The organism is Trichocoleus sp. DQ-A3 (assembly GCF_039961975.1).
Taxonomy (GTDB): domain Bacteria; phylum Cyanobacteriota; class Cyanobacteriia; order Cyanobacteriales; family FACHB-T130; genus FACHB-T130.
In genome coordinates, this window is sequence record NZ_JAMPKC010000015.1 from 74,477 (window position 1) to 87,353 (window position 12,877).

General features: G+C 43.3%; 10 protein-coding genes and 1 pseudogene. 3 read left to right on the plus strand and 8 right to left on the minus strand.

Features of this window, described 5'->3' with window-relative positions; translation table 11 throughout:
* Positions 1-228 precede the first annotated feature (228 nt).
* Positions 229-1,626 (plus strand): DNA phosphorothioation system restriction enzyme, encoded by a 1,398-nt coding sequence (locus NDI44_RS19770; protein ID WP_242036974.1) that lies wholly within the window; start codon positions 229-231, stop codon positions 1,624-1,626.
* Between the two features lie 235 nt (positions 1,627-1,861).
* Here the strand turns inward: NDI44_RS19770 and dndD are convergent, their stop codons facing one another.
* Complete coding sequence (dndD, locus tag NDI44_RS19775) at positions 1,862-3,847, minus strand: DNA sulfur modification protein DndD (RefSeq protein ID WP_190411004.1); 1,986 nt, start codon at positions 3,845-3,847, stop codon at positions 1,862-1,864.
* A 58-nt stretch (positions 3,848-3,905) separates the two neighbouring features.
* Positions 3,906-5,462: a DNA phosphorothioation system sulfurtransferase DndC gene (dndC, locus tag NDI44_RS19780; RefSeq protein ID WP_190411005.1), complete on the minus strand. Its 1,557-nt coding sequence runs from the start codon at positions 5,460-5,462 to the stop codon at positions 3,906-3,908.
* A gap of 90 nt (positions 5,463-5,552) precedes the next feature.
* Here dndC and NDI44_RS19785 point away from each other — a divergent pair, with 90 nt between their 5' ends.
* Positions 5,553-6,677: a DNA sulfur modification protein DndB gene (locus NDI44_RS19785; protein WP_277877510.1), complete on the plus strand. Its 1,125-nt coding sequence runs from the start codon at positions 5,553-5,555 to the stop codon at positions 6,675-6,677.
* A gap of 21 nt (positions 6,678-6,698) precedes the next feature.
* Here NDI44_RS19785 and dndB read toward each other — a convergent pair whose 3' ends face one another.
* A complete protein-coding gene (dndB, locus tag NDI44_RS19790; protein ID WP_190411007.1) occupies positions 6,699-7,787 on the minus strand; it encodes a DNA sulfur modification protein DndB in 1,089 nt (362 codons plus the stop codon).
* Positions 7,788-7,916: 129 nt separating this feature from the next.
* Here dndB and NDI44_RS19795 point away from each other — a divergent pair, with 129 nt between their 5' ends.
* Entirely contained in the window at positions 7,917-9,518 is a 1,602-nt protein-coding gene (locus NDI44_RS19795) for a DGQHR domain-containing protein (RefSeq protein ID WP_190411008.1), read from the plus strand.
* 121 nt (positions 9,519-9,639) lie between these two features.
* Here the strand turns inward: NDI44_RS19795 and NDI44_RS19800 are convergent, their stop codons facing one another.
* From NDI44_RS19800 to NDI44_RS19820, 5 genes and pseudogenes are all read right to left on the minus strand, one after another.
* Positions 9,640-10,683, minus strand: coding sequence for an endonuclease/exonuclease/phosphatase family protein (locus tag NDI44_RS19800; protein WP_190411009.1), 1,044 nt, complete (start codon positions 10,681-10,683; stop codon positions 9,640-9,642).
* A gap of 196 nt (positions 10,684-10,879) precedes the next feature.
* A complete protein-coding gene (locus NDI44_RS19805) occupies positions 10,880-11,350 on the minus strand; it encodes a DNA phosphorothioation-associated protein 4 (protein ID WP_190411010.1) in 471 nt (156 codons plus the stop codon).
* 78 nt (positions 11,351-11,428) lie between these two features.
* A complete protein-coding gene (locus NDI44_RS19810; protein ID WP_348235308.1) occupies positions 11,429-11,569 on the minus strand; it encodes a hypothetical protein in 141 nt (46 codons plus the stop codon).
* A gap of 151 nt (positions 11,570-11,720) precedes the next feature.
* Positions 11,721-12,274, minus strand: a pseudogene (locus NDI44_RS19815) (Uma2 family endonuclease).
* A 51-nt stretch (positions 12,275-12,325) separates the two neighbouring features.
* A complete protein-coding gene (locus NDI44_RS19820) occupies positions 12,326-12,877 on the minus strand; it encodes a Uma2 family endonuclease (protein ID WP_190411012.1) in 552 nt (183 codons plus the stop codon).

Below are 12,877 nucleotides of genomic sequence, written 5' to 3' on the forward strand. Positions count from 1 at the left end.
GCTGGGTAGATAAATAGCGATCGCACCCGATTACTCCCCTAAACCCATAAAATAAATCAACAACTTGAATGGCAGGGGTAGTGGCGCGTGAAGTTGTCGTCAAAGGGCGTTTATAAAGTCGAAAGTCAGGCAAAAGAGCAATCTGCTCGCGTAGCTTCGCCAGTAGAGTATGACCTGCAACCGATTAACAGACTTTTAGCAGTTGCTGCTTCTAAGGGAACCTACCATCTGCATCCCTCAGAAGGGCATGAAATACCCCTAGTATGCCCCAGAATACCAGCGTCTTTACAACTGCGACAGTATCAGCAGGAAGCGGTTGCTAGCTGGTTTGCCAATCAAGGCAGAGGAACGCTGAAGATGGCGACGGGGAGTGGAAAGACGATTACGGCGCTAGCGATCGCTACCTCACTCTATCAACAAATTGGCTTGCAAGTGTTGCTGGTAGTGTGTCCCTACCGACATCTGGTGACACAGTGGGCGCGAGAATGCGAGAAATTTGGACTACAGCCAGTTTTAGCTTTTGAGAATGTACGCAACTGGCAGAGTCAGCTATCAACGCAACTCTACAATCTGCGTTCTGGCAATCAACGGTTTCTCACACTCATTACAACAAATGCCACCTTGATGAGTGAAGGATTGCAATCTCAACTTAAATATTTTCCAGACAAAACGCTAATTGTAGGAGATGAAGCGCATAATCTCGGTGCAAGGCAGTTGGAGAAGAGTTTGCCTTCTAAGGTGGGGTTAAGACTGGCGCTTTCGGCAACACCGGAACGGTATTTTGATGATGAAGGAACGCAATCTTTATTTGATTATTTTGGCAGAGTTTTAGAGCCGGAATTTACGCTGAAAGATGCAATTCAACAGGGGGCGTTGGTGCATTATTTGTACTACCCTATCCTGGTAGAACTAACAGAGGCAGAAGCCCGTGCTTATGTAAAATTAACCGCTAGGATTGGCAGGGCGCTGTTGTTCCAAGAACGCGAGAACGGTGCTATTAAAGGCAGTTGGGAAGACCAGGAAAAACTCAAGCCGTTGTTGATGCAACGGGCGAGATTAATTGGTGCTGCTACCAACAAGTTAACTGCTTTGCGCGAGTTAATGAGTAGACGCTTGGACACGACGCACACTTTATTTTATTGCGGAGATGGTTCGGTAGAAAGCACGCGCCAATTGAAAGCCGTTGCTAAAATTTTGGGAGATGAATTGGGATACCGAATAAACACCTACACTGCCCAAACTCCATTATCAGAAAGAGAAAATTTGCGGTGTCAATTTGAGTCGGGAGATTTACAAGGTTTGGTGGCGATTCGGTGTCTAGATGAGGGTGTCGATATTCCAGCAATTCAGAATGCTGTAATTTTAGCTAGTAGCAGCAATCCGCGCCAATTTATTCAGCGTCGAGGACGAATTTTGCGCCCTCACCCAGGTAAACAACGTGCCACTTTATTTGACATGATTGTGCTGCCACCAGAGTTAGATCGGGAAACTTTGGAAGTAGAACGCAATTTATTAAGAAAGGAATTGCGGCGATTTGTAGAGTTTGCTGACTTAGCAGATAATGCGGGCGAAGCTAGAGTGAAGTTACTGGATTTACAGAGAAACTACGAGTTGATGGATATGTAATGCTTCGGCTGAATCTAGTATTCCTTAATGGGTTGTAAAAGCAAATATACCTGGCGATTAGAAATCGCGGCTACACAAACAAAGTCCGCCTACGCGGACTTCTGAAACCCGCGTAGGCGGGTTTAGTTGAATAAATGCGAAGCAACTTCTGCCCCCCTTCGGAAGAAGGGGGGTAAGGGGGGTTGGCGTAGATGCGAATTCTATTCGCCCTCTTTACTCACATAGAATTGTGAGATCACCAGAAATAACCGGGTACTACGGTTGTCTGGCGATCGCTTGTGTCATACTTCAGCAGATACTCGTGAGCGATCGCATCCAATTCTCGCAACCTTTCGGCTTCAGTTTTGCCAACCTCAGTATCGGTGGATAATAGAATCACCTGATGACTCGCAGAGGGAAAATATCGCTCAACTAAATTCTGTCGGTGAGAAGAATCTAGTCGCCCCAGCGGTGTGTCGATTGCTACAGGTAAGTGGTGTCCGGCGACTCGTGCTAATCCCCATAAGAAAGCGATCGCAAGTAATTGTTTTTCTCCGGCTGAGAGGCGATGCTTTGGTACGGGTTGTCCCTGCGGATCGTAGATAGAAAGGCTGAAGGTTTGAGTGTCAATGGCTACGCGATGCACTAAGTCGGATTTGTGCAGCAGATAGCGGAAACACTCGGTTACTTCTATTTCTAATTTATTCAGTTTTTTCAGGGTTAATTTTTCCCGAAATAGCTTTAGAGTCGCTTGGACTTTGGCGACGGAGGCAATAATGTGCTGATTATTTTTTAGCTTGATATTGTCTTCGCTATAGTCTGCTAATTCTTTTTTGGTTTTAGCGATCGCTCTCATTAATTCTTCACAACGGCGGGTAGCCATTTCATGAGCAACTTGAGCTTTTGCGACTGCATTATTCGCTTCTCTAACAGCGTCTTGTAATTGTTGATACGCTTCTGGAGAAGCTGCGGCGGCTATCTGTCTATCGAGAGCATCTATCTCAATTTCTAGGTTTTCTAGTTCTTCTAGTTTTTCTTTGGCTCTAAAATTAGCAGTATTTATGCCAAAACTTAAGAAGTTATCCAGTTCCTTGATTTCTTCTGGTTCTGCTAATAACCAGGGACTTTCATTGGCGGTAATTTCTTGCTCAAGTTGTTGATTTTCTTGTTCTAGGAAGAATTTTATTTTGTCAAGTTGCTCGGAAACTAATGACAACTCTTCAATATAATTTAGGAGGCGATAGTCTCGTTCTATCAAAACATCCCGTGCGATTTTTTTCTGTTGTTGACGGCTTTCCTTTTCCGCTTGGGATTTAGCTTGTTCCAGCAGGGGAGAAATTAAAGTGAGAGGAAAGCTACCAGCAGCTAATTCTCGCAGCGCTTCCCGCGCCTTTTCTGCTTGGGTTGTGAAATGGTCTTTTTGTTTTTCTAGACGGTTGCGATCGCTCGCAATTTTCCCGCCTTCGTAGAGAAATTTTTCAGAGGCTTCACGCTGCTTTTCTTCAGACCTATCTAAGTTATTTCGCAAAGAACCTACTTCTTGGGTTGCAGCTTCTAATTCATCTTTTTGTACATTAAGTCTTTGTTCAATTTCTTCTAAGGTAGCGAGTTCTTTAGCGCTAGCAATTTCTTTGCGCTTACGGCTAACGAGGATATCTAAATCGGCGGATAGACGTTCTGAGAGTTCTAAGCCTAATAGCGATTGAATTGCCCCGACCACTAAGGGGGGTGGAGTGTCTAATTCGGCAAGTTCTTTTACCTGTTCGCCGTCAAACAAAAATAAATTAGAAATTCCCAGGGGTAGCAGGTTCTCGATGTATTCGTCCCAGGTGTTAGCAAGGGCTTTATCGGGCCATTCATCTTTAACAAGAATCCCTAAAGTGTCTTTACCGTCTTTAGGTTCTTTTTCCCAATATCTGACAATTCTTAAAGTAGTGGGTTTGTCGTCTTGAATGACTTCAAAAGCTAATTCAATTCTGGCTTTTTCTGTGGGTGGGGTGTTGCGGTTGACTGACTGGGTAAGAAAGTCGTTATAGCTTAAGTTGCCGCGTGTAGAACATTGGGCGCGAGAACCGTATAAAGCAAGGCGAATGGCGTCCATCAGGGTCGTTTTACCGCCGCCGTTCATGCCTCCAATTAAGATAATTGGGCGGGTATTTTCATCCGTTTCGGGGCGGAGGTTGATGACTTGTCGCCCCAGATAAGGGCCGAAGTTTTGCAGGACGAGTTCGAGGAATATCACAGCTTATTGAGAATAGGTAATCGGTAACGGCTAATGGGTAATCGGGAATAAACAGCACTTATTCATTAGCGTCATCTGCTTTTGGCGGTGGAAATTTCATGCTTGCCCAACTTAGCTGTTTCACTTTATCAATATCGCCTTCTACAACAGCGTTTTTCAATTCGCGCTGATCGTGGGCATTTTGAATTGCATCCTCTTTCGATCGAGAACTGCTTTCAAAGCATTTATCCAGTTTTTCGTAAACGCCGCGCCGCGATTTGACATGAAATTGACGTTCTGTATCTAGCAGTTTCGCCATCAGTTCTAGGTGCATTTCATCATTGCAGATTTCTTGTAGCACTTCCCACTCATCACTGCCTAGGAGTTTCCTCTCAGCACCAGGACGAATGTCTTGGAACGATTCGCCTGTGACTTCTTCGTAAATACGCGGCAAGCTGTCATCAAATTCGTGTCTTTCTTCTAACCAAATGCGACGAATTTCACTTAACTCTTCACAGGTTATTAGGGTGATATCGTGCATATCTTCAGGTGCTTTGCGGCGAATTTCAGTTTGAACAGTGAGAAGTCGCCTTAGTAAATGATCCCGCGCTTCTTTAGTATAGGGGCCAGGAATAGGCTCAACGGATATTTGCCCATCTAAATTTCGCTCATAGAGTTGGACATTACCTTTTCTACGTCGAAAATCACGTCGATCCCGACTATCTTCAACATCCAATTCAATACGAAAATCGAGCAGAGGCTGTAACCACTCTTTCTCTTCGTCATTTTGAATCATCGCCGTCAGCGATTTATCTTGAGTAACCATCGTGCAAACCCAACACCCAAAACGAGAACTGCCACAACTAGGGGTGGAAGTATCGACAACCAAGGGACATTCATTATCAGCGCTAGCACCTCGGTACATCGCGAATAAGTCTTTGTTGCTGTATCCCCAAGGGTTTGACCACTGCATCAGATAAAGCCAAACTTCATCATCACGCCAGTCTTCAATAGGGCTGTAAACTAGGGAGTTTGGCAAATTCATATTGGGGCTAAGGCGATCGCGTACCCGCTTGGCTTCCATTTTTTTCATTCTGTAAGCACGTTTAGTGCTTTCAGCTTTTCGAGTACCTAAGACAAGGATAGTTTCACCACTGGTTCGGATGAGATCCCGAATAAAACGGTTGGATGGATTAATTTTCAGTCGTTCAGTACACCAGCGAAATTTACCTCTAGGCGCTGGATAGCCTTTACCAATCAGACCAACCCAGAATGTTTCTGTCAGCTCTGGTTTCAATAAAGTAGGAACTATTGGCATTTTTTGATCTTGAGCAGACACCTTCATCTGCTCAATTGATTTATTAACCCAGGCTGATACAATGGGATTTTCTACCAGCGTATCCGTAGTAATAACATCAATATTTTTTGTTCGTTTTTCTAAGGGAAGAGCAGCAATTGCATTCCAGATTAGCTGCAAGACTGCGGTTGAATCCTTGCCACCGCTATATCCAATTACCCAAGGTATTTCATCCAAACAATATAACTCTTGGATTTCTTGAGTTAGCATTTGTATGTCTTCAACTAACTCCTCAACAGTCCGTGGTGGAAATATTGCCATCTGTTGGTTTTGGGTCATATTTTAAACTCCGTATTTTCCTCATTTATTTTGCTATTAACTTATGATTATGATAAGTGAATATGTTGCCTCATGATTTTATTTATTTATATGTCACTTAAAGAGCATTTTGAGTCGTATTTTGCCAAATATCATCCTCACAGATGCTATCTAGGGCTAATTTTCTACCAGGGGAAACGCACAATGATACAGATCAATGCTCCTGCTAATGAATTGCCTACTCTTCTTCAAGAAAGGCCATCCGTTGGCAACGATCCTAAGTCTGGTAAACATCGCCCAGAGGTAAAAGGCCATGCTGAACAAATCAAACAGTATATTGTTGAAAATGCTACGCAAAATAAACCCTGGATTCTTGGCAGCCTGACGGCTAATGTTGCTCCCGAACAAATTAGTGTAGAAGAACTGGGAAGAGGACTTTGTATAGTAGTTATTCCGCATAATGTCAAATTAGATATCACTGATGGACAACACCGTAGTCTAGCAATTAAGGACATAAATAGAAATAGCAATTTAATTGGTCATGACTCTTTTCCCATTACAGTAGTTTTAGAAGGAAGTTTCAAGCAGTGTCAAACCGATTTTCTAGATTTGGCTCAAGCAAAACCAGTTAATCAAACTTTCTTATCATCATTTAGCGATTCTGTTAGGCATAAGATTACAGAGAAAATAATTAATAACGTTTTGATGTTTAAAAATAAGACTGATAAATTCAATAAAGCTCCTGGTAGAAATGAAAAATTAATCTATACAACTAAATATATCGCTACATCTGTTAGTTGTGCATTTACTGATAATCCTAACGATGAACTTGAAAAATACGACGTTGAAACACACGCTGATTTTTTGGCTAAATGTTTTAATCAGTTTTTCAGTGAATGTAAGTATACTCGGTATTTTCATGAAACCAACGTTGAAAAATTAACCCTTAACGAAGTAATTGACTTTAAGGACAATTGTCTACTAGGTGTGAGTGTTGGAGTAGAAATTTTGGGGCGATTACTGTACTGTGCTTATGAGCCAAAAAGTCATTCTTTTAATCATAAAAAAGTCTCGCAATTGGCAAAGCTGGATTGGTCAAGAGATAGTAGGCTTTGGCAGAATAATGTCATTAGGGTCAACCCCAAACAGAACATTCAAAATAAGAAAATAGCATGGGGAGCAAGCGCTGTAGCAGATGCAGTTAAGGTAGTCAAAGCTGAACTGGGATGGATGTAAGTGATCGCTGTTAGATTGCACTTATTCCCCCCTCCTTCTTAAACGGGCATTCTCTAACCTTTCCTCTTCTGGTGTCAGCGGCAAATTCAGGTGCTTTTTAATATAAGCACTCATCTGAGTGACACTGGTGCGGGATTTAGAAATCCCACCACTAGACATAATTATCCCTTCCCAATCAGGGTTAGAGCGCGACCAGTCGATTTGTTGCAAACCTTCTAGATGTGAGTCCCAGTTTTCCGGATAAAGCGACAGCAAACTTGCTCCAACAGCGCCTAAACTAGCGATCGCGATCGCGTGACTATGCACGTAATCCCGCCGGATTTCGCCTGCGCTGACCTTCCCGTGTAGAACTTGCTCCCATGCTGGGATATAGCGAGTAACTGCATTCCAGTAATGGACTGCTCGTTCAATCTGCTGTTCAGTCTCCTGGCGATCCGTTAGCAGGGCAAGAGTAGCATTATAGATGCTGTTGAGAGTAAATAGCTTGCCGGAGCGAGTAGGCAGCGTACTGCGTTCCGTATCCGTCAGGTTTCTAAAAACCTGGACTTGGTTGACAACTGACCGCACCCAGTTTGTTTTCTCGTCCCGATGATCGTAAAGAATATTTAGCGATGGATCGGCATCGACTGCATAGCGGTTTAAATCAATAAACATCTGCTGCGATCGCTTTAGACCTATATCTAAAAAGAAGATAACCGCGATCGTTTCATACCCCAGTTCGGGATTTTCTTTCAGCGCCATTTCCAACGCTGCCCGTCGATGTTGCCCGTCATGGATGGCAAAACGCGCATCCATAGGCACTTTCAAGCGTCCAATCTTCCGCGCTTCTGTCTCTGTTCCAATCGGTTCAAAAGTGATATCCGCGTCAATCGATGCCGTAATTGCCGAGAAAATGTAGTTAGTCGGATTGTTCAAAATATATCGGGCAATTTCTGGCACGCGGGTGCGGTTAAGCGATCGCTTTGTCCTCATTTCCGGCGGCATTTCCCCATCGTCCAACGGGAACAGCTTTGGGATAAATCGCACCGGACACATCGAAACGTAGTATTCTCGCCCTGCCTGAATTCCTCGAATCACAGGCAAAACGTACTCAAAGGAGGGGGTAAGCATAAATACCCAGCCTTATTTAGTTTTAGACACAATCTCAGTATACATAAAGTTTTTAAAAACTTAATTTGACACAACAAGTTTTGACTGATAGTTTTTAAAAATTAGCTAAATTCCCCGGTAAATCTGCCTATGAACAGCCCCAGCAACCCCACAACTGACCTTGCCAGCCAGATTTTGGAACGGGAAAACCAAGAAAAACAAGCGATCGCGCTCCTTTTAGATAGATATCTGGCGCGGAACGACCAATTCCTGGTTCAGAAGATAGAAATGGGCGGCACCGAGGCTTATATCGGTTCGGCAACCCTGGAGTGGTTTGCCAGTCGCGTTCGCTTCGCGTCTCGCCTGCCGCTTTTCCGGCAAAAATTCGACCCGGAAAAAGACAATGTGGAAATCGACGCCGAGAGTATTGAGGAGATTCAGCAACGACCCCTAGATTGGTCGCGTCAAGCGCCCTTGACGCAGTATTTAGCAGCTCGAAAAACTCACAAATTCCCGCCAGTTCTAGTAGTTGTCAATCAACCTTGGGTAGACAATCCTAATGCTGCCGAGTGGGATGCAAGCGGACGGGCGATTAAATCTGCTGCTGATTTTATGGCACTAGATAAAGACGGCAAAGTAGGGTTGTTAAACGTTTGCCCAGATGTCACGATTTTTGCCTTAGATGGTCAACATCGACTGATGGGCGTGCAGGGTTTAATGGAGTTACTTCAAACAGGTAAACTTCCACGATATAAAAAAGATAAAAAGCCTTCAGGAGCTGTTATTACAATTGACGATCTCAGACAGAACTATCAGATAGACCCGGCTTATTTGCAAAACTTAGCCAAAGAAAAGATAGGCATTGAATTTATTTCAGCAGTCGTGACTGGAGAGACGCGGGAACAGGCACGACGACGAGTGAGATCCATCTTTGTCCATGTAAATCTCATGGCAGTACCTTTAAGTAAAGGTCAGATGGCACAGCTAGATGAAGATGATGCATTTTCAATTGTTGCCAGAAAAGTTGCTGTCACCCATCCTCTATTAAAAGATATTGACGGGCGCAATCCCCGCGTCAATTGGGATAGTGCAACAGTTGCCGCTAAGTCAACCGTTTTAACTACCCTGCAAGCGCTTAAAGAAATGTCTGAGCGTTATTTAGAGTACAAATTTCCCAAGTGGAAACCTGTGGGGAAAAAAGGGTTAATTCCGATGCGCCCTGATGATGGAGAACTTGAGGAGGGAATTGAGGAATTTAAGCAACTTTTCGACTATTTAACAACTCTGCTCAGCTTTCAAAGGCTAGAAAATGGTGCAGAAACCCCGGAAATGCGCCGCTTCAATTTTGAGAAAGGTGGGGGGGAAGGAAATATACTTTTCCGTCCAGTTGGGCAAGTTGCCTTAGCTCAAGCTTTAGGAATTCTGGTTTTTAAAAAGGGATTTTCGCTAAAAACTATTTTTGAAAAGCTTCAGAAATACGATGCGGATGATGGTTTCAGCGGCATGGAGTCTCCTGATTCTCTTTGGTATGGCGTTTTGTACGATCCGAATAAAAAGCGCGTTTCAGTTGCCGGAAAAGACTTAGCCGCTAGATTAATTATTTACTTGCTGGGTGGTGTTGATGATGACATGGAACGTGCAGAAATTCGCCGCGCGGTAGCTGAAGGAAGAACAATCGAAGATAAAGCAATGGGATTTAATGGCAAGTTTGTAGAGCCAAGGCAGGTAGGATTACCGCCAATCTTATCTTGAGCTTTGCCTTCTAGATACGGCTTTCGTGTAACTGAATGAGTTCCTAAGTTCCAGACGCGACTAATTGCGCCTGGAACAAACTATCAAAATTGTTTTGACAGATTACTACTGATTTTATGACTCAACCAGATTTGAGATAAATGAGTTCTGCTTCTACGGGTAAGTGATCTGAACCTGTTGTCAGTAAAACTTTGCTAGAGTGAGAACCCCAATGTTTTGAATACCCAATATAGTCAATTCTGAAGAGAGGATAATTTAATTTTGAAGTTGAGTTTTTAATCAGGAAGCTTAGTTCCCAGCCATGAGGCCAAGTAAAGCCAAAACCTAACCCTGATGTTTGGAAGGAATCTTGCATAACTGTTCTTAAATAATGATAGTCTTGCGACTGGTCTGTCATATTAAAATCACCAACCACAATAAATGGCTTGGTTTCTTTCTGGAGCCGCTGCACTAAATCCTGAATTTCTGCCGAGCGTTTTGTGTAATCATAAATCGGGATAGTGAGGAAAGGCAAAATTTTATGAGGACGAATCCAGGGAGAGATAACTTGAATGTTATAAACAACTACGTCTTGCTGATTAATTTGGGTAATCGCTCGTTGCTGAATTTCTTGATGACCCGCTAGGTGTAAATTCTCGGAGAATAAAATTGGATATTTGCTGAGGATTGCCACGCTTTGGGCATAAACTTGGTAGGGGTAGGATGTCTGTAAGCGGGGAAAAGCTTTTTCAGTATGTCTGCGAACAATTTCTTGTAAACAAATGATATCGGGTTGTTGTTGTTGAATTAATTTAACTAAATTTTGGGAACTGGTTTTATGCCAACTACTGTTTAAGGATAAAATTCTGATATTAGGCTGGGAACCATTTGCTCGTAAAGCGTGAGGAGAAAAGTATTTCAGATGCAACCAACTGACCAGCAAGATGCAAGCAATCGATGAAATAATCGATAACCATCGTTTTTTTATAATTGAAAATGCCAATAGTGGTAAAATTAATATCGGTAAAAAAATAAAAGGGATAAAGGTGCTAACAAAGCCAACAAGCCAGAAACTATCCCAAAATATTAGTCTCAGCAGGAAATACAAGACAATGAATCCTGAGTAGGCGTAAGCCAAAATTTGAGTGACTAACCTCAAAATTCGGCAAAATTTAATCGCAATCATTTCCTGGCTTGATTAAATTATTTTGTGTATCGTTGGATATGTAAAAGATTTTCCCGACGAACCACGTTTGCGTAGCGGCGCGGATGCGCTTAGCTATGCGCGTTAATGCTCGCTAAGTACACGAGGGAGAGAAAAAATTTAATGATTCATGTAAATTAGCTAGATAAACTTGTCGGACGTAATAATAAAAGCTAACTTAAGTGAGAAACCTGCTGAGATCGAATTCCCCTTCTACTGGTTCTTCCTTATTACGTTCAGAACTAAGTAGTAATAAAAGGGTGGCTGTATAGTCTACTGTTCCCCGCAACTCATCTTGTATAATCTCTAGCCCCCCGTTGGCATATTCTTCAAAAATACGGATGCGTTGTTCTTCAGAATTTTCATCAGTCGGGGAGAGAATTTTTATGTCTTTAGTTCCAGCGATCGCTAATAACTGGATTACCCGGTCGGTGCCTCTAGATACAAAAACCTCTAGCGCGATCGCACCCGGTTCCCTTTTGGATATTTCCCCTAAAGGCGATCGCTTTTTCCGCTTCGCCCCCAAGGCTGCTGCAAACGCGATCGCATCAGCGTAGGTTTGGAAAGGGCCAGTTGTGCTATCAGATGCGACTAAGGATTGCACCAAATCAGCTTTATCTTTCGCAATTCTGATTCTGTTTGCACCCATTCTTTTAATGTTTTTTGCTTAAATACTGATAACGAATTGAAATAGCGATCGCTCTGTTCATCTTCTAAGCTAAGATGTTCATTTTTTGCCTTGGGAACGTTTCAATCTTTGCTCCAGATATATTTTTCCCAAGCTAACCAACTCCTTGCCAAGCCTAAAAATTGTTCCCCCAAGCTCAAGAACACCTTTCGGCTTTTTGAATTCGGTTTCTTGAGGCAAATCCACTTTTTCCTTTTTCTTGGGCTGACGAGGCGCTGGGTCAAATCCTTTAGGCTTTTGAGTCATAGTCTGATTAGAAAATAAGACTTTGCACAATGAACTTTCTTTATATTATCTGCCGAACCGATGCAGATACAGAGCGATCCTCAGATTAGGGAAACAGTTGATTCACTTGAACTTCAATCTCTGGAAAGGCAAGCGGAGAAAGCGTGGCATCTTCATCCAAAATAATTTCTTGTTGATAATTCGCTTCTCCCGGTTCGCGGAAAACGTAAACTCGTCGCGTGTTCACATCCAGAACCCAGTAATCAGCAATCCCAGCTTTGGCATAAGTGCGTGCTTTCAGCTTGCAATCTCTATTTAGAGTAGAATCTGCCACTTCAACTAACAGGAAGATATCATCGGGTGTAGGGTGACGCTCAAGATGCGGGGATCGATACGAACAACAGCAATATTGGGTTCGGGTTCTGAGTTGGGGCGCAGCGTAATTGGTAACTGCATCCGCAGGAACGCTTGATTTGTCAGTAGACTGTTGAGATAGTTGAACGCCCGTTGCATCGTAGCAGCATGGGGAGGTTGTTGAGGACTCATTTCTAGAATCTGTCCTTCTAGGAGTTCCACTTGCTCGTCAGTTGTCAGAATTTCTGTCTCGATCATGCGGTGGTACTCATCTACAGTCCACAAGCGTCTACCAGTTACAGTCATAGATTTTTAGCTGTAAAAATAGCTTGATTGAGTGTTATTAAAAGTGGGCGTCTAAACAAACAAATCGTCTACTGCCATCAACCATCCCGGCACAGCGGGTTCAGCTTCAGCCACCTCACCACGACGGTAAACTTGCGGCTTTGAGGGATTGCTAGCACGATACACCTTGACAACTTCCGCCTTGAGTACATCTACATCCCATACCACCAGCGTACCCGCCGCAAAGTAATCCCGACGCTTGGCTGCCATTTCCGCTTCTGCTGCCTCACCGTAATCATTCTCGCTTCTCACTTCAGCAGCAAAAACGGGTGCCCCTTCTAAGAACTTTCCGCCGCTAGGATTGCCGATGTAGAATGCAGCATCAGGGCTGAAAGAACGGCGGTTTGGAAGATTGACAATAAAGCCGACATTATCAGGCAAAGCATAACCACTTTTGGTGCTGCGTTCGTAATCGCGCAGGCTAACATATATTTCACCTCCTGCACGTCCTGGCAGAAAACCTGTCGCCGCCATTAGTACCAATTCTCCGTTTACAATTTCCGCTTTGCCATTTTCCGGTATGCGGTATAAAGCTTCAATTGTTGTTTCTGTTTTTAAATTCAT